Origin of the sequence: Sabulicella glaciei, assembly GCF_026183895.1 — a bacterium.
Lineage (GTDB): Bacteria > Pseudomonadota > Alphaproteobacteria > Acetobacterales > Acetobacteraceae > Roseococcus > Roseococcus glaciei.
On record NZ_JAPFQI010000008.1, the window covers coordinates 144,355 to 161,975 of the forward strand.

The following is a 17,621-nucleotide window of genomic DNA, read 5'->3' on the forward strand; positions in this document are numbered from 1 at the left end:
CGGCGGTTGCCCGCATGTGACACATTTATGTCGGTCGCGTGAAGGGATCAGTTCGCGACAAGCGCTCGTAAAGGTCGGGGTCGGTCGCGCCCTCCGTGCCGAAGACCAGCACGCGGCTCGCGCCATCCAGCCCCAGCGCGTCGCGCCAATCGGGCCGCGCCAGCGCCGCTTCCAGCGCCAGCAGACCGGCGACCGCGCTTTCCCCCGCCTCGATTCCTTCCGCGCGCAATCGGCGCATCGCCACCGGGACGCCGTCATCCGGCACGGCCATGAAGGCGAAGGCGCCGCGCTCCAGCTCCTGCCAAGCCAGCAGCGAGGGCTCGCCGCAGGCCAGCCCGGCCATGACCGTGTCGAGTTCGCCCGCCACCGTCACCGCCTCCCCCGCCCGCGCGGATTCGAGCAGGCAGGCGGCGCGGTCCGGCTCCGCCACCACGAGGCGCGCATTGCGCGCCCCGCTGGATCGGAGCTGGACGGACACGGCCGCCGCGACGCCGCCGACGCCGCCGGGCACGAAGACATGGGTGGGCGGGGCGCCCATCTGCTCGAGCGCCTCGGCCGCCATGAGGCGGTAGCCCTGCATGACGTCGCGCGGCGGCTCGGTGTACCCAGGGTAGGAGGTGTCGGAGATGACGAGCCAGCCTTCCGTCTCGGCCACGCGTTGCGCCTCGCGCACGCTGTCGTCGTAATTGCCCTTCACCTCCCGCACCTCGGCGCCGAAGGCGGCGATGGCGTCGCGACGGCCCCTGCTGACATGCTCATGCACGAAGATCACGCAGCAGCAGCCGAAGCGCCGTGCGCCCCAGGCGACACTGCGGCCATGGTTGCCGTCCGTCGCGCAGGTAACCGTGACCTGGGCGGTCTGGTCGGCCAGTTCGCCGGATTCCAGCGCCTTCCCGTCCGGCGCCCTGGCCGCGCCGCGCCGCGCCAGCTCCGCCGAGAGTGCGCGCATCACCGCATAGGCGCCGCCCAGCGCCTTGAAGGAGCGCAGGCCGAAGCGCGCGCTTTCATCTTTCCAGAACAGCGTGCCGATTCCGGGCCATTGCAGCTCCCGCAGCGGCGTCGGCGCATAGCCCTGCCAGGATTCGATCTCGGCGCGGGCGCGGCGGAACCCGCCCTCCGGCAGCACGACGAGGCCCGGCGCGCCGTGGCGCGGATTGACGAGGAGCTGCTCCATGACAGGCAGCTTGGCGGGCGCCCCGTGCTCCGGCAACCTCCGCGCCATGCAGATCGCCATCCTCGGCGGCGGGGGGTTCCTCGGCCGCAAGCTTGCCGCACGTCTCGCCGCGGAGGGCGCGGCGAGCCGCCTCACCCTGTTCGACATGGCGGAGCCACCGCCGTTGGACGCACCCTTCCCGGTGGAGCGCGTGGCCGGCAACGTGTCCGACCCGGCGGCGCTCCGGCGCGCCATCCCGGAAGGGACGGATGCGGTCATCCACCTCGCGGCCGTGGTCAGCGCGGCGGCGGAGGCGGATTACGACCTCGGCCTGGATGTGAACCTGCGCGGCACGCTGGCGGTGATCGAGCGCTGCCGGCAACTCGCGAAGCCGCCGCGCGTGGTCTTCACCTCCTCCGTGGCGTCCTTCGGCGGCGGGCAGTCGGCGACCCTGCCGGACGAGGCGCGGCAGCTCCCCACCAATTCGTACGGGGCGCAGAAGGCGGCGGCGGAGCTGCTGCTGCAGGACGCCTCGCGCCGCGGGATGCTGGACGCCCTCTCCATCCGCCTGCCCACCGTCATCATCCGGCCCGGGCGGCCCAACAAGGCGGCGTCCTCCTTCGTTTCCTCTATCCTGCGGGAGCCGCTGCTTGGGCTGGAGACCCCGCTGCCGGTAGGCGAGGAGTTCTGCCTCTGGGTCTGCTCGCCGCGCATCGCGGTGGACTGGCTGCACCATGCGATGACCATGGACACGGGACCGCTCGGCCTCGACCGAGGCATCAACCCGCCGGGGCTCAGCGTGAGCGTGAGGGACATGCTCGCCGTGCTCTCACCGGAGCAGCGCGCCCTGGTGAGGCCGGAGCCTGACCCGGGCGTCGCCGCCATCGTCGGCGGCTGGCCCGCCGCCTTCACGGCCGAACGCGCCCGGCGCCTCGGCTTTCGGCCGCAACCGGGGATGGAGGCGATCCTGCAGGGCTTCGTGGAGGAGGATCTGGAGCCGACGCGGCGCGAGCGCCTCGGCTGAAAGCCTGCGCCTATCGGGGCGATCGGGGTGATGCCGTGGCGGGACTTTTGGCGCCCCGCCACACTCCCTCCATCAGAAGGAGCATCGCCATGATCCGCATCGGAGCCCTCGCCGCCATTCTCGCCGTGCCGCTGGCGCTGGCCATTCCCGCTGGCGGGGCATTGGCCCAGGACGCGACCGCCCGCAGCGCCTCGGCCAACTGCGTGGAGAATAGCCCGATGGAGGTGGCTGGCGTTTCCTTCGGCACCTCGCGCATGCCGCGCATGGATCGGGCAGCGAACTCAAGACCGCCGAGGTGACGACCCGCAACCGCCCCCCGTCCGGCACCCACCGCGCCACGGGCACCCTTTTCCCGCCCCGGCGTGGAGCAGAGCTTCATGAACGAGGCGAACCCCACCTTCGGGCCCGGGTGCCACGGCGCGCTTCGCGATGGCCAACGTGGCCCGCATTTGGACGAAGCAGGACATCCGCAACGCGCTGGTCCTGGCCTGCAGCTAGGCCTTGAGCGCGGCTTCCATCCCGGCCCGTGCCAAATCCGGGATGGGGGTGCTGGCGCCGTCCTTCACGCAGACCAGCAGCGCCTTGGCCTCGAAGCAGAGCCCGTCCTTCCAGACTGCGTATTCGTGGGTGTAGCTGGTGTTGCGGAACCCGGTCGTCCGCAGCGTCAGAAGCACGTCGTCCTGGAAGCCCAGGGCGCGCAGGTAGCGCACCTCCAGCCGCGCCACGACCGGGCCGGGCGCATCGGGGCGCAATTCCTGGCCAAGCGAGAACCAGTGCTCCACCCGCATATCCTCGAACATGATGAGGTAGGCGGCGTGATTCACGTGGCCATAGAGGTCGCATTCCGCCCAGCGGATGCGGTGGCGCTTCGCCACGTGCCATTCCCCCTCCACCCCGAACTCCGCGCGAGTCGCCGCGTCCATGCCGCCTCCCTGTTCCGTGCTGCGCCGGCAGATTGGCGCGGCGTGTCCCGGGGCGGAAGGGCCTTAGCCCTTGCCGGAGGAGCGCCCCTGCCGCACTGCCGCCTCGCCGAAGCGGCCGCGCAGCGCCTCCATGGCCCGCCAGCGCGCGGCCCGGCGCGGCGCTTCCGGGTCGGCAAGGTCGCCCACGTCGGCGCCTTCGGCCGGCAGCAGCGGGCTGGCGCCGACGCCGATCAGCCGGAAGGGCGTGCCATCCGCCTCGCGCCGCAGGAGGGCGCGCGCCACCTCGAACAGCGTTTCTGGCACCTGCGTCGCGGCGCCCAGGCGCCCGGCGCGGCTGCGCGTCTCGAAGCGCGCGGTCTTAAGCTTCAGCACCACCCCGCCGGCCGCGAAGCCCTTGGTGGCGAGGCGCCGGGCCAGCTTCTCGCACATGCGCCACAGCGGCGCCTCCAGCGCCTCCACCGTCGAGAGATCCGTGTCGAAGGTGGTCTCGGCGCTGATGCTGCGCGTCTCGCGCTCTGGGCTCACCGGGCGCCCGTCCTCGCCGCGGGCGCGGGCCGCGAGTTCCGGCCCTTCCGGTCCCAGCCGCAGCAGGGCGGAACGCGCGTCAAGCGCCGCAAGCTGCCCAAGCCGCGTGATGCCGAGCGCGGCGAGGCGCCGCACCGCCGCCGGGCCGATTCCGGGCAGGAGGCCGACGGGCTGCGGCGCCAGCCAGGACGCCGCTTCCTTCGCCCCGATCACCGCGAAGCCGCGCGGCTTGTCCTGTTCCGCCGCCAGCTTCGCCATCAGCCGGTTCGCCGCGAGGCCGACCGAGACCGTCACCCCCACCTCCCGCTCCACCTGCTGCGCCAGGCGGGCCAGCGTCACCGCCGGCGGCGCGCGGTGCAGCACCTCCGTCCCGCGCAGATCCAGCACCGCCTCGTCGATGGAAAGCGGCTGCACCAGCGGCGTCAGCGTCTCCATCATCGCGCGGATGCGCCGGGCCTCCTGCGCGTATTTCGCCATCTCGGGGTGGATCACCACCGCGTCGGGGCACAGGGCGCGGGCCTGGAACATCGGCATGGCGGAGCGGACGCCGCGCGTGCGGGCGACGTAGCAGCACGCCGCCACCACGCCGCGCGTCAGACCGCCCACGATCACGGGCTTGGCCGCCAGTTCCGGGCGGTCGCGCTTCTCGACGCTGGCATAGAAGGCGTCGCAATCGAGGTGCGCGACCGTCAGCGCGAAGAGTTCGTCATGCCGCACGATGCGCCGCCCGCCGCAGGCGGCGCAGGCCGGCCCGTCGCCGGGCGCGGTGGAGAAGCAGTCGCGGCAAAGGGCGGGCACGGGGGCATTATCCGCTCGCGCCGCCTTCGCTTCAACCGATGGGGCCACCATCCTCGCGCGTGATCGCCACGACGGCGGAGCGCGGCGGCAGGCCCTCCTCGAAATCCGGCCACCGCGTCGCGGGACGGTCGAAGGAGGCGCCCGAAATTTCGCCCGGGTGCTGCACGGCGAGCAGGATGCTGCGCTCGCCCGCCTCGATCACGGGGCCGCAGACCTCGGCGCCGACCGGCGCCCGGTAGAAGAGGCGCGGAAGGGCGCGGTCCGCGCCGTCCGTCTCGGCGGCAAAGAGCCCGTCCGCGACGCCGGCGGCCGACCCGGCCCCGTCCGTGGCGATCCAGATGCGGCCCTTGCTGTCGAAGGAGCAGTTGTCGGGGCAGGACAGCCAGTTCCCCTCTCCGTTCGCGGCGCGGTGGTACTCCGCCCCGGCCTCCGCCTCCGGCCTTCCGCCGCGCAGGAACAGGTTCCAGCGCATGACCGGGGCGGCGTGGTCCGGGCGCTCCGGCGCGCCAGGAGGCACCATCTCGATCACGTGGCCGTGCGGGTTAGGGCCGCGCGGATTGGCGGGGTCCGCCCGCTCGGCGGCACGGCGGGAGTTGTTGGTGAGCATCGCGTAGACGCGGCCGGTCGCGGGGTTGGCCTCCACGTCCTCGGGCCGGTCCATGGGGGTGGCGCCGAGCAGGTCGGCGGCGCGGCGCGTCTCGATCAGCACCTCGGCCTGGGAGGGGAAGCCGTTGGCCGCGGTGAGCGGCCCCTCGCCCTGCACCAGGGGCAATCAGTGCACCGTGCCGTCGGCCTCGAAGCGCGCGACGGACAGCGTGCCTTCGTCCAGCAGGTGACGGTTCGCCTCGGGGCGCGCGGGGTCGAAGGGGTGGGCGGAAACGAAGCGGTAGATGTACTCGAAGCGCTCGTCATCGCCCATGTAGACCGCGACGCGGCCATCGGGCGTGAGGGCCGTGGCCGCGCCCTCGTGCTTCATGCGGCCGAGCGCGGTTCGCTTGATCGGGGTGGAGTGCGGGTCGTACGGGTCCACCTCCACCACCCAGCCGAAGCGGTTGGGCTCGTTCGGCTCCTGCGCCAGGTTGAAGCGCGCGACGTGGCGATGCCAGGCGTAGAACGGGTCGGCGACGATGTTGAAGCGACGATACGCCTCGCGCTGCGCCGCGTCCCGCGCGGCGCCGCCGAAGAAGACGTTGATGTTCTCCTCGCAGGTCAGCACCGTGCCCCAGGGCGTGACGCCGCCGCCGCAATTGTTCAGCATCCCGAGCACGCGCCGCCCCTCCGGATCCGCTGAGCTCCGCAGGAGCGGATGGCCGGCGGCGGGGCCGCGGATCTCCATCGGCGTGGAGGCGGTGATGCGGCGGTTCAGCGGCCCCTCCGGGTTGGCGGCCCAGCTGCCGCCGCGCCATTCCATCTCGACCACACTGCCGCCCAGCGCCGCCATCTCCACCGCCACCTGCTCGGCCGAAACGCGCGACCGCGCCTCCCGCCCCGTGCCGAGGCCCGGGAACATCAGGCTCGTGCTGGCATATTCGTGATTGGCCCAGAGCAGGGCGCGGCGCTCGGTGGTGCCGCCGCGCTCCGCCGGAAGCAGGGCCAGGAAGTCCACATTGGTGCCGAATTGCCGCGCCTGCGCCTCGGCGGTCTGGTTCAGCGGGTCGAAGGGCGGCGCGCCGGGCAGCACCGGGTCGCCCCAGCGGAGCACCACCTCCCGGCGATGGCCCTCGGGCACCGCATCCTCCGGGGCCAGGCGGTGCGGCAGCGGCGCGAAGCCGAGGCCCGGCTCGGCCGCGCTGGCGCCCCCCCCCCGCGCCGCCAGCGCGGCCAGCCCACCCAGCAGCGCGGCGCGGCGGGAGATCACCGTGCCGATCGACGGCGCGGTGGAGCGATTGCTGCCGATGTCGTCGGTCTCGTCCATGGCGAAGGCCCCCTCGCCGTCTTCATGCGACGGGGCGCTGCGCGGGGCAAATGACGCTTCGTTGACGCTCAGGGCCAGAGCCGCGCCGCGCCCAGCACGCCGGAGGAATCGCCATGCCGCGCCGGGACGAGGCGCGTGCGGACCACGTCGGAGAAGACGTGGCGCGGCAGGAGGCGCGGCACTTCCTCATACAAATGCGTCATGTTGGACAGCCCGCCGGCCAGCACCACCACCTCCGGGTCGAGCAGATTGACCACATGGGCCAGCGCCCGCGCCAGCCGGTCCGCATGGCGCGCCAGGGCGGCGCGGGCGGCGGGGTCGGTCCGGTCCGGCAGGCCGGAAGCGTCGCGCGCACCCTCCCCATCCGCATCGGCCGCCAGGGCGGGTCCGCACAGAAAGGTCTCGATGCAGCCGTGCTGGCCGCACCAGCAGCGTGGGCCTGGATGCTCGTCGGGGGTCATCCAGGGCAAGGGGTTGTGGCCCCATTCCCCGGCGATGCGGTTCGCCCCTTCCAGGATGCGCCCGTCCAGCACGATGCCGGCGCCGACCCCGGTGCCGAGAATCACGCAGAACACGCTCGCCGCGCCGCGCGCCGCCCCGTCCGCCGCCTCGGACAGGGCGAGGCAATTGGCGTCGTTGGACAGGCGCACCTCGCGCGCCAGGGCGGCGGACAGGTCCTCGGCGAGGCGGCCGCCATTCAGCCAGGTGGAGTTGGCACCACGCACGAGGCCCGTGGCCGGCGACAGGCTGCCGGGAATGCCGACGCCGACCGTGCCCGCCTCGCCCAGCTCCCTTTCCGCGCCCTCGACCAGCCCGCGCACCGCCTCGATCACGCCGGGGTAGGAGCGCGGGGTCGGGACCCGGCGCCGCAGCCGCACCTGCCCTTCCCGATCCAGCGCCGCCACCTCCGTCTTGGTGCCGCCGAGATCCACGCCGATCCGCATCATGGCGGCGGAGGCTGGCCGCGCCCGCCCTTGCCGTCCAGCCCCCGGCGGTGGTTCGATGCCGCGATGGAGGAACCCGTCACCCTCGATGTCCGCGGCCTGCATTGCCCGCTTCCGGTCCTCAAGGCCAACAAGGCGCTGCGCGGGATGAAGCCCGGCGGCGAGCTGGTGGTCCTGGCCACCGATCCGGCCGCGGTGAAGGATTTCCACGCCTTCGCGGGCGAGACGGGCCACGAGCTCCTCGCCTGGGGCGAGGAGGAGGGACACCTCCGCTTCGTCCTGCGCCGGAAGGCGGAGGGCTGAGTGGCCGTCCTCTACCTGACCCACCGTGACTGCGCCCTGCACGAGATGGGCGAGGGCCACCCGGAATCGCCCGACCGGCTGCGCGCCGTCTGGCGCGCCCTGGACGCGGAGGAATTCTCCCCCCTCCTGCGCGACGAGCCGCCGGAGGCGACGGAGGAGCAGCTCCGCCGCGCCCATCCCGAGGCATACGTCCAGACCCTGCTCGGGGTGCGCCCGGCCGAGGGCGAATATGTCGCCCTGGATGCCGACACGGTGATGAACGCCCACACCGCCCGCGCCGCGCTGCTCGCGGCCGGGGCGGCGGCGATGGCGGCAGGCGAAGTCTGCTCCGGACGGGTGCGCCGCGCCTTCTGCGCCACCCGCCCGCCCGGCCACCATGCGGAGCGGCGCAGGCCCATGGGGTTCTGCCTCTTCGCCAATGCCGTGGTCGCGGCGCGGGAGGCACAGGCGAATCACGGGATCGGCCGTGTCGCCATCGTCGATTTCGACGTGCATCACGGCAACGGCACGCAGGACGTGGTGAAGGACGACCCCTCCATCCTGTTCTGCTCCACCCACCAGATGCCGCTCTATCCCGGCACCGGGGCGGCGCATGAGCGGGGTTGCGGCAACGTGGTCAACGCGCCCCTCCCCCCAGGCGCCAATGGCGAGGCGTTCCGCGCCGCCTGGTCGGGCCAGCTCCTGCCCGCGATCCGCGCCTTCGCGCCGGAGATGATCGTGGTTTCGGCTGGCTTCGACGCCCATGCGCGCGACCCCCTGGCCCAGCTTCGCCTTACTGATGCCGATTTTGCCTGGATTACGGAGGAGCTCTGCGCCCTGGCGGAGGAGCAGTGCGGCGGGCGGATCGTGAGCCTGCTGGAAGGTGGCTACGATCTGGATGCCCTCGCTTCCTCCGCGGCGGCGCATGTGCGGGTGCTGTTGCAGTTCTGACACAGCGTCCATCTTGACCGGGCCACGGAGTTTGGGTTTCCCCTCCGCTCCTTTATGGTGTCTCGCTTGAGGGGGAGGGTGTCGATGAGTGGCCAGACGGAGAAGGAGGGGTTGGCAGACCTATCCTTCGAGGAAGCCCTGTCCCAGCTCGAGGCGATCGTCCGGTCGCTGGAAGCAGGACGGAGCACCCTGGCCGAGGCCATCGGCGAGTATGAACGAGGCGCGGCGCTGCGCCGGCATTGCGAACAGAAGCTGGCCGAGGCCGAGGCCAAGGTTCAGGCGGTGGTGGAAGGACGCAGCGGCCTTTCCCTCCGCGACGTGGAATAGAAGCCGGATGGACCATCAAACGGGCGGGCTTTCCGTCCACACCCTCGCGGAGGCCATGAACGAGGCCGCGGGGGAGATCGACGCGGCGCTGGACCGGCTCCTGCCGATCCCCGAGGGCGGCGAGGCGCGGCTCTACGAGGCGATGCGCTACTCCACCATCGGCGGCGGCAAGCGGCTGCGCGGCTTCCTGGTGCTGGAAGGGGCGCGGCAGTTCAACGTTTCCCGCCAAGCGGCGCTGCGCGTCGCCTGCGCGATCGAGATGGTGCACGCCTACAGCCTGATCCACGACGACCTGCCCGCCATGGACGACGACGACATGCGCCGCGGCAAGCCGACCAACCACAAGCAATTCGACGAGGCGACCGCCATCCTGGCGGGCGACGCCTTACAGACCCAGGCGTTCCACGTCCTTGCGGGGGAAGAAACCCACCCCGACCCCGCGGTGCGGATCGAGCTCGTGCGCCTCCTGGCCCGCGCCGCCGGTGCGCGCGGCATGTGTGGCGGCCAGATGCTCGACATGCTGGCCGAGCAGGCGGAGGAACCGATGAACGAGGCGCAGATCGGCCGCCTCCAGCTGCTCAAGACGGGCAAGCTGATCGAGTTCTCGGCCGAGGCGGGCGCGGTGCTGGGCAAGGCGCCGCCCGCGCAGCGCCACTCCCTCGCCGCCTATGGGCGCGAGCTGGGCGCCGCCTTCCAGATCGCCGACGACCTGCTCGACGCCACCGCCTCGGCCGAAGAGATGGGCAAGGCGACCGCCAAGGATGCGGGCGCCGGCAAGGCGACGCTGGTGTCCCTTCTGGGCCTCGAACGCGCCCGCATCCAGGCCGAGCGCCTGGTGGAACAGGCGCGCGGCCACCTGGATTCATTCGATTCCCGCGCGGAGCTGCTGCGGCGTCTCGCCGGCTTCGTGATCGAGCGGAGGAACTGATGCACGACCGTCCCGCCACCCCGCTGCTGGACCGCGTGCGCGTCCCTGCGGACATGAAGAACTTCTCCAACGAGCAGCTGAAGCAGCTGGCCGACGAGGTGCGCGCCGAGACGATCTCGGCCGTGTCCGTCACCGGCGGCCATCTCGGCGCGTCGCTCGGCGTGGTGGAGCTGACCGTCGCGGTCCATGCGGTGTTCGACACGCCCAAGGACCGGCTGATCTGGGACGTGGGCCACCAAGCCTATCCCCACAAGATTCTCACCGGGCGGCGCGACCGCATCCGCACCCTGCGCCAGGGCGGCGGGCTGTCCGGCTTCACCCGCCGCGCCGAAAGCGAGTACGACCCGTTCGGCGCCGCGCATTCCTCCACCTCCATCTCGGCCGGGCTGGGCATGGCGGTGGCGCGCGACCTGAAGGGCGACAACAACCACGTGGTCGCCGTGATCGGCGACGGATCCATGTCCGCCGGCATGGCTTATGAGGCGATGAACAATGCGGGTTCGCTGAAGTCGAACCTCATCGTCATCCTGAACGACAACGACATGAGCATCGCGCCGCCCGTCGGCGCCATGTCGGCCTATCTGTCGCGCACCATTTCCTCCCGTCCCTTCCTGTCAGTACGGGACTTCATGGCGAAGATGGCCAAGGCCTTCCCCGCGCCGATCCAGCGCGCGGCGGCCCGCGCCGACGAGTATGCGCGCGGCCTGCTGACCGGCGGCACCCTCTTCGAGGAGATGGGGTTCTTCTACGTGGGCCCGGTGGACGGCCACAACCTGGACCACCTGCTTCCCGTGCTGCGGAACCTACGCGATTCCGGGCATCAGGGGCCGTTCCTGCTCCACGCCGTGACGCAGAAGGGCAAGGGCTACGCCCCGGCCGAGGCCAGCGCCGACAAGTATCACGGCGTCGTGAAGTTCAACGTCGTGACCGGCGAGCAGCAGAAGGCCCCGCCCGGCCCGCCCTCCTACACCAAGGTCTTCGCCCAGGCCCTGGTCGCCGAGGCGGAAGCCGATGACCGCGTGGTGGCGGTGAATGCGGCCATGCCGTCCGGCACGGGGCTCGACCTGTTCACGAAGAAGTTCCCGAAGCGCTGCTTCGACGTGGGCATCGCCGAGCAGCACGCCGTCACCTTCGCCGCCGGCATGGCCACGGAGGGGATGAAGCCCTTCTGCGCGATCTATTCCACCTTTCTCCAGCGCGGCTATGACCAAGTCGTGCACGACGTGGCGCTGCAGAGCCTGCCCGTCCGCTTCGGAATGGACCGCGCCGGTCTGGTCGGCGCGGACGGGGCGACCCATGCCGGGTCCTTCGACATCGCCTATCTCGGCTGCCTGCCGGGCTTCACGCTGATGGCGGCGGCGGACGAGGTCGAGCTGGCGCACATGGTCGCCACCATGGCGGCCATCGATGACGGCCCCTCCGGCGTGCGCTACCCGCGCGGCGAAGGCTTCGGACTGGAGGCCGTGCCGGCGCGCGGCACGCCGCTGCCGATTGGCAAGGGTCGTGTGCTGCGTGAGGGCACCAAGGTCGCCATCCTGTCCTACGGCGCGAGGCTGCAGGAATGCCTGAAGGCGGCGGACGACCTCGCCACCTTCGGCCTTTCCACCACCGTCGCCGATGCGCGCTTCGCCAAGCCGCTGGACACGGATCTGGTGGAGCGTCTGGCGCGCGAACACGAGGTGCTGATCACCATCGAGGAAGGCTCGGTGAACGGGTTCGGCGGGCTGGTGATGCATCACCTCGCCACGCGTGGCCTGCTGGATCGCGGCCTGAAGCTGCGGCCGCTGGTGCTGCCCGACATCTGGATCGACCACGAGAACCCGCGCAAGCAGTACGACCTGGCCGGGCTGAACGCGCCGCAGATCGTGCAGACCGCCCTGGCCGCGCTCGGGCGCGAGGCGCTGGCGGTCTCCGCGACCGCCTGAGAGACGCGCGCCCTTGCCCCCGCCCAAGGGCACGCGCGTCAAGGGGCAGCGCGCCGACCTCGCCCTGGTGGAGCGCGGGCTGGCGGAAAGCCGCACCCGCGCCCAGGCGCTGATCATGGCCGGGCTGGTGTTTTCCGGCGAGCGTCGCATCGACAAGCCGGGCGACGCCATCCCGGAGGGCATGGCGCTCGAACTGCGCGGCCAGGACCATCCCTGGGTGTCGCGCGGCGGCGTGAAGCTGGCGCACGGCCTCGCGCATTTCGACCTTTCGCCGGCCGGGCTCACCTGCCTGGATCTCGGCGCCTCGACGGGCGGTTTCACCGACGTGCTGCTGCATCATGGCGCCGCGCAGGTCTTCGCGCTGGATGTCGGGCATGGGCAGCTGGCCTGGAAATTGCGGAACGACCCGCGCGTGGTGGTGATGGAGCGGGTCAATGCCCGTCACCTGAAGCCCAGTGACCTGCCGGAACTCGGTGCGCTGGTCTGCGACGCCTCCTTTATCGGGCTGCGCACGGTGCTGCCTGCCGCGCTCGGCTTCTGCGGGCCCGGCGCCTGGGCCATCGCGCTGATCAAGCCGCAATTCGAGGTAGGGCCCGCCGTGGCCAAGGGAGGCGTGGTCCGCGACGCCGCGGTGCATGAAGCGGTGTGCGCGGAGATCGGCTCCTGGTGGGACAGCTTGCCGGGCTGGCGCGTCCTCGGCATCGAGCCCTCGCCCATCCTGGGGCCCGAGGGCAACCGCGAATTCCTTCTCGCCGCGCGTCACGAGGCCTGAAACGGAACCGGCCGGACCCCGCAAGGAGTCCGTCCGGAAAAAGCGCTGCTCGGGCGCCCGCATGGGGCCGCCCGAAGCGGCGTCAGGCGGCCTTGCGGCGCACGAGGCCGAGGCCCAGCAGGCCGGCGCCCAGCAGGGCGAGGCCGGCCGGCGCGGGCACCGGCACTGGAAGCGCGGCGGCACCACCGGAGAAGGTGAAAGTGCCGACCAGGTTCACGCCATCCGTCTGGCCCGAGAAGGTGAAGGTGCCAGCGGTGTCGTCAAAGCCGGCCGCGCGCAGCGTGCCGATGCCGCTGATCAGCAGGTAGTCGGTCGGGCTGGTCGCGGGCGGCAGCGGCGGCACGGTGAACTGCGTCACGTTGATCGAGTTCAGGTCGAAGGACAGGCCGCCCACGGTGAAGAAGTTGGCGATCGGACCCGAGAACGAGGCGAAGTTGAAGTCCTGGATGGTTCCGGTGTCGCCGACCGCGACAGGCATGTTGCTGCCGGCGCTGACGGCGTTCGTCAGGAAGGCGCCGCCAGCGCCGGTGACGCAGCTGCCGGTGACGTTGGCGCAGAAGTCGACGGCCACCGCATCGGCGAGGCGGACGTTGGCGCCACCCGCATCGACGCCCTGGAACAGGCCACCGAAGTCGATCGAGCCCGTCAGGGGGGCAGCGTTCACCGCGACAGGCGCGGCCAGAATGCTGAGGCCCAGAGCCATCTGCTTCAGAATCTGCATTGTTCAATCCTTTCTTATGGTTGGCTAACCAGCCAAAGTCCGTACGGCGCCGTTCCCGGGCCGTGCCATGACCTATGCAGGGTCCATGCAAAGCCGATTTTTGCCCAATTTTTTAATGGGTTACGGCAGAATCCCAATGGTTTCTTAACTGGATGTAAAGAGTATCGACATAGCCTTTGTTGCTGCCATCATGACCGCGTGGCAGGACAGGGCATGCCGCTTCCAACCCCCTTTTCCGGCCGTCTCGAAGTGGTTCCGATCCGAATATCGTATGAACTGGAGGCCGAGTGGCGGGGTCTCGAAGAGGAATCGGACTGTTCCTTCTTCCAGAGTTGGACATGGCTGGGTTGTGAAGCGTCCGACCGATGGACCAATCCATGGCTTATCCGTGCGGAAGCCGGCGGAAAGCTCCTCGGCCTTGCTTTGCTGAACCGCCGGCCCTGGGCCTGGCACTTGCATCAGAGTGGCGATCCCGTGCTGGACGCTGTCTATGTCGAGCGCAACGGCCCCCTTTGCGCAGCAGGCGCGCCAGAGGGCCTTGGTCGTTCCATGATGGAGGCGGCTCTGCGGCGCACGGGGCTGGGCCGGCTCGTCCTTCCGGGCGTCGTTGCGGACTGCCTGCCTCAGGCCGGCACTGCGTGGCGTCGGCGGACTGTTCCTGCGCCCGTGCTGGAACTGGAGCCGGTCCGCTGCGTCGGCGGCGACCCACTCAGCCTGGTCAGCGCCAATACCCGTCAGCAGGTACGCCGCTCCCTCCGTGCCTACGCCAAGCGTGGCGCGGTGCGCCTGGAAAGCGCAGCCAGCCTGGAGGAGGCGGAGATCTGGCTCTTGCGTCTCGCCGAGTTGCACACGGCCAGCTGGAACCGGCGCGGCCAGCCCGGAGCGTTCCGGGATCCCTCCTTCCTGCGCTTCCATCGAAGCCTGCTCGGCCGCGGCTTTGAACGCGGCGAGACCGAGGTGCTTCGCCTCAGGGCCGGGCCTGATGATGTCGGTTACCTCTACAACTTTCGCCACAAGGGACGCGTCCTCGCCTACCAGAGCGGCTTCGCGGATGCCGAGCTCGGCCCGCAGGAAAAGCCAGGACTCCTGGCCCATGCGCTCGCGATTGAGCAGGCAGCATCGCGAGGAGACCGTGAGTATGACTTCCTGGCTGGAGACCAGCGATACAAGCGGAATCTAGGTGGAAATACGAAGCCGCTTGAATGGGCCGAATGGACCCAGTTCACGTCTCCGTTCGCCTGGGCAGCCATGACACGGCATATGATCCGGCAATTCTAGTCGCTCGTTACAGCAATATTATTCCAGAATATCGAATACATTAGGTGTCTATTCTTACGGATAGAACCGTAAGGGAATTTCCCGAGTTTTATTACCCCTCATCCTCCGGCAAAAACTCTCTAGCGGCACACGTTATGGTTGTCCTGATGACCATCGCTTGCTGCCGCAGGATGAAAGCTCCCCATGACGGGGTTGCTGTCCGGAGGGATCATGACCGTTTGGATAACCGCAAGTCGTGATGCCGATTTCCTCCCATACTGGGATGGTTGCCATCCAATTTGCATATCCAAAATTTTCCTCGTTACAGCATGTTTCGGGAAGTCTCTGACTTTCTGAAAAAGGTAACGACGGATCACATCCGCGGAGAGACCAAAATGAGCCTACTGTCCCTTCCGGCGCTCGGCGCCGGTGGCATCGTCGCGCTGTCGCTTGAAAATGCCGGAGCCCAGACTCTCAAGGCTGGCATCGCCACTCTCGGCCAAGTCTTCAAACAGGGCGACGTTCCGAACGGGACGAGTCTCGTGGCGCAGATCGGCGGCAAGTCGGTCGCGTTGCAGGTCGATGTGAAGTCCACTTGGCCGGATGGCTCGGCCAAGATGACGGTCCTGTCCTTCGCACGCCCCGACATCGCGCCCGGCGCCGATGTCGGCGTCGTGATCGCGAAGGGCACCGCGGCGGCCGGCCCGGCGGTCGACCTCGCCAAGATTGCCTCCGCGCACAGCTTCACCGTGGATTACGCGCCAACGGGCGGCGCCAGCCAGACCATCGATGTGATGGCCGCGCTGAAGGCGGCGCTGGCCAATGGCACCGCCTCCTTCTGGCAGCAGGGCGTTCATGCGACCCAGGCGCGCGTCGAGGTGCCTGTCGGCGGTTCCATGCGCATGGTCTTCGACGTCACCGGCTTCGCGAATGGCGAGGTTTCGGTGGACGCGACCTTTGCCAACGACATCGCCATGTCCGCCACCGGCGGCGCGGTGAACTACAGCACGACGATCCGCCTGGACGGGGCGGTCGTGCATTCCGGCTCGCTCACCCAGGGGCAGTACCAGCGCTGGCACAAGGAGTTCGCGAGCAGCGAGTCCGATGGCGGCCAGAGCATCGGCGGCCCGGCCAAGGGCTGGCTGAACATCGTCCATGACATCTCTTACCTGGAGAAGTCCGGCGCCGTCGCGGCCTATGACCTTTCGATCCCCGTTGCAGAAGCAAGGCTGGCTGCCTGGCACACCGCGACGCAGGCCCCCACCTGGAACGCGCCGCTCGCTGCCAACGGCGTGACCCAGAACTTCCCGCAGACCGGTGGCCGCGATGACCTTGGGATGCTCACGGCCGCCAACACGGCCTGGGTCATCTCGCAGGATGTCCGCGCCGCCACCTACGCGCTCGGCCAGGCCGAGGCGGCCAGCGCCGTGCCCTGGCATTTCTGGGACGCGAAGAACGGCACCTGGGTCAACACGGACAACTATCCGAAGCTCTGGACGGACAGCCGCTACGGCGCCGGCACCGACACCACCTCCACCGCCACGAAGCTCACCCAGCTCGTCGGCAGCACGGGCTGGAACGTCGACCGCGCGCACCAGCCGGAGTTGTCATTCTTCCCGTATGTGCAGACCGGCGAGCGCTGGATCTACGACAACCTGATGTCGCAGGCTGCCTCCAACATCATTGGCACCTGGCCCGGCCCGCGCAGCGATGCCCTCGACCTCGTGGTGAATGGCGGACAGGTCCGCTCCAGCGCCTGGTCGCTGCGCGAGCTGGAGAACGCCGCCTTCGTCGCCGCCGAAGGCTCGCCCGAGAAGGCGTATCTGCAGGCTGCGGCCGACGCCAACTGGAAGTGGCTCGTTTCGAAGATCCCCGAGTGGACCAAGATGCAGGGCGAGGCCCATGGCTGGATCCCCGGCGATTACGGCAACTCTGGCAACATGGGTCCGTGGCAGCAGGACTATTTCGCTTCCACGAGCATCGCCGCCGCCTCGCGAGGCAGCGCCGACGCCCTCACCTTCCTGAAGTGGCAGGAGAACTTCCTGATCGGCCGCTTCCTGCAGGCGAATAACGGCTTCGCCCAGAATGACGGGGCGGCCTACAACATCGCCATCACCGACCCTGCGACGGGCCGCATCTTCACCACGTGGGCGGAGATCGGTGCGCAGACCGTGGCCCGCAACCTGTCGAACGGCACGGGCTGGACCAACAGCCAGGGCGAGTATGCCCGGCTTGCCATGGCCACCCTCGCCGGCATCTACGAGTTAACGGGCAACCAGACCGCGGCGGACATCTACAAAGCCCTCATTGCGGCGAAGGCGCCCTGGACCAGCCTTGCGGACTACAGCAAGAACCTGAACTACGCCGTCACCCTGCCGGGCGTGTACAGTGAGGTCAGCTGGTCCAGCACGGGTACGGGGTCCATCCCCGTGGTCACCACGCCCACGCCGGCTCCCACCCCCGCGCCCGCCCCCACCACGCCGACGGCCCCCGCTCCTGCTCCCACCCCCGACACCTCCATCCAGGTGCCGGCCGGAAACACGGTTGCGTCGACGGCCAAGGTGACCGGCACCTCCCGCGACGACGCGGTCACCCTGTCGGGCGTGGCGAACGGGATCACCGTGGATCTGGGATCGGGCCGCGATGCCCTGACCCTGTCCTCGGCTGGTCCGAACACGCTGGTCGTCTTCAACACCGAGGTGATCAAGGGCGGCTCGCAGGCCGACACCGTCATGCTCGGCACGGCCATCAGCGGCGGGACGATCGATCTCGGCGGCGGGCGTGACACGCTGCGCCTGGCCAATGGCTCGAACCAGGTGACCGTGGCGAATGTGGAGGTCGTCCATGGCGGAACGGGGGCGGACATCGTCACCTTCTCCACCGCCGCGGTCGGCGCGACGATCGACCTCGGTGCGGGCTCCGACCGCCTGATCCTTTCCTCGGCTGGCCCGAACACGGTGACGGTGCTCAACACGGAGGTGATCACGGGCGGCTCGCAGGCGGACACGGTCACGCTGGGCGCGGCCACCACCAACGCCGTCATCGACCTCGGCGCCGGGAATGACCGCCTGGTGCTGGCCAACGGAACCAACACGGTCACCGTCTCCAATGTCGAGACGGTGATCGGCGGCACGGGGGTCGACACGGTCATCCTGGCGCCCAACCTGTCGCACACG

The 17,621-nt window shown here is 70.1% G+C and carries 14 protein-coding genes and 2 pseudogenes; 10 read left to right on the top strand and 6 right to left on the bottom strand.

The annotated features are described in order from the left end of the window. Positions 1 to 25 precede the first annotated feature (25 nt). Positions 26 to 1,174, bottom strand: coding sequence for a diaminopropionate ammonia-lyase (locus OF850_RS12275; protein ID WP_301590439.1), 1,149 nt, complete (start codon positions 1,172 to 1,174; stop codon positions 26 to 28). Between OF850_RS12275 and OF850_RS12280 the strand changes: the two genes are divergently transcribed. Together OF850_RS12280 and OF850_RS12285 are read left to right on the top strand one after the other, a co-directional pair. Next, positions 1,173 to 2,177, top strand: a complete 1,005-nt coding sequence (locus OF850_RS12280; protein ID WP_301590441.1) for an NAD-dependent epimerase/dehydratase family protein — start codon at positions 1,173 to 1,175, stop codon at positions 2,175 to 2,177. The two genes, OF850_RS12275 and OF850_RS12280, sit on opposite strands and share 2 nt — an antisense overlap. Before the next feature lie 89 nt (positions 2,178 to 2,266). Beyond that, positions 2,267 to 2,476 (top strand): hypothetical protein, encoded by a 210-nt coding sequence (locus OF850_RS12285; protein ID WP_301590443.1) that lies wholly within the window; start codon positions 2,267 to 2,269, stop codon positions 2,474 to 2,476. 195 nt (positions 2,477 to 2,671) lie between these two features. On the opposite strand, the gene OF850_RS12290 is transcribed toward OF850_RS12285, so the two are convergent. The 4 genes and pseudogenes from OF850_RS12290 to OF850_RS12305 form a co-directional block, all read right to left on the bottom strand. Continuing rightward, the gene (locus OF850_RS12290; protein ID WP_301590445.1) at positions 2,672 to 3,100 is read right to left on the bottom strand and encodes an acyl-CoA thioesterase; all 429 of its coding nucleotides are present in this window, start codon (positions 3,098 to 3,100) and stop codon (positions 2,672 to 2,674) included. Between the two features lie 63 nt (positions 3,101 to 3,163). After that, positions 3,164 to 4,423 carry a DNA polymerase IV gene (locus tag OF850_RS12295; RefSeq protein ID WP_301590447.1) on the bottom strand — a complete coding sequence of 420 codons (1,260 nt, stop codon included), beginning with the start codon at positions 4,421 to 4,423 and terminating at the stop codon, positions 3,164 to 3,166. 31 nt (positions 4,424 to 4,454) lie between these two features. Next, positions 4,455 to 6,338: pseudogene (locus tag OF850_RS12300) on the bottom strand (PhoX family protein). A 68-nt stretch (positions 6,339 to 6,406) separates the two neighbouring features. Beyond that, positions 6,407 to 7,282: an ROK family protein gene (locus OF850_RS12305; protein WP_301590460.1), complete on the bottom strand. Its 876-nt coding sequence runs from the start codon at positions 7,280 to 7,282 to the stop codon at positions 6,407 to 6,409. 66 nt (positions 7,283 to 7,348) lie between these two features. Between OF850_RS12305 and OF850_RS12310 the strand changes: the two genes are divergently transcribed. The 6 genes from OF850_RS12310 to OF850_RS12335 all read left to right on the top strand — a co-directional run bounded on the left by OF850_RS12310 (position 7,349) and on the right by OF850_RS12335 (position 12,467). Further along, entirely contained in the window at positions 7,349 to 7,585 is a 237-nt protein-coding gene (locus OF850_RS12310) for a sulfurtransferase TusA family protein (protein ID WP_301590448.1), read from the top strand. Further along, positions 7,586 to 8,515 carry a histone deacetylase family protein gene (locus OF850_RS12315; protein WP_301590449.1) on the top strand — a complete coding sequence of 310 codons (930 nt, stop codon included), beginning with the start codon at positions 7,586 to 7,588 and terminating at the stop codon, positions 8,513 to 8,515. An 84-nt stretch (positions 8,516 to 8,599) separates the two neighbouring features. Continuing rightward, positions 8,600 to 8,842: an exodeoxyribonuclease VII small subunit gene (locus OF850_RS12320; RefSeq protein ID WP_301590451.1), complete on the top strand. Its 243-nt coding sequence runs from the start codon at positions 8,600 to 8,602 to the stop codon at positions 8,840 to 8,842. Positions 8,843 to 8,849: 7 nt separating this feature from the next. Beyond that, a complete protein-coding gene (locus tag OF850_RS12325) occupies positions 8,850 to 9,770 on the top strand; it encodes a polyprenyl synthetase family protein (protein ID WP_408906470.1) in 921 nt (306 codons plus the stop codon). Next, complete coding sequence (gene dxs, locus OF850_RS12330; RefSeq protein WP_301590452.1) at positions 9,770 to 11,695, top strand: 1-deoxy-D-xylulose-5-phosphate synthase; 1,926 nt, start codon at positions 9,770 to 9,772, stop codon at positions 11,693 to 11,695. Before OF850_RS12325 ends, dxs begins: the two co-directional genes overlap by 1 nt. A 13-nt stretch (positions 11,696 to 11,708) precedes the next feature. After that, positions 11,709 to 12,467 carry a TlyA family RNA methyltransferase gene (locus OF850_RS12335; RefSeq protein ID WP_301590453.1) on the top strand — a complete coding sequence of 253 codons (759 nt, stop codon included), beginning with the start codon at positions 11,709 to 11,711 and terminating at the stop codon, positions 12,465 to 12,467. 82 nt (positions 12,468 to 12,549) lie between these two features. Here the strand turns inward: OF850_RS12335 and OF850_RS12340 are convergent, their stop codons facing one another. Continuing rightward, positions 12,550 to 13,188, bottom strand: coding sequence for a PEP-CTERM sorting domain-containing protein (locus OF850_RS12340; RefSeq protein WP_301590454.1), 639 nt, complete (start codon positions 13,186 to 13,188; stop codon positions 12,550 to 12,552). Between the two features lie 213 nt (positions 13,189 to 13,401). Here OF850_RS12340 and OF850_RS12345 point away from each other — a divergent pair, with 213 nt between their 5' ends. Both OF850_RS12345 and OF850_RS12350 read left to right on the top strand, forming a co-directional pair. Next, positions 13,402 to 14,466 (top strand): GNAT family N-acetyltransferase, encoded by a 1,065-nt coding sequence (locus OF850_RS12345; protein WP_301590456.1) that lies wholly within the window; start codon positions 13,402 to 13,404, stop codon positions 14,464 to 14,466. A 374-nt stretch (positions 14,467 to 14,840) separates the two neighbouring features. Next, positions 14,841 to 17,621: pseudogene (locus tag OF850_RS12350) on the top strand (hypothetical protein); the annotation flags it as partial.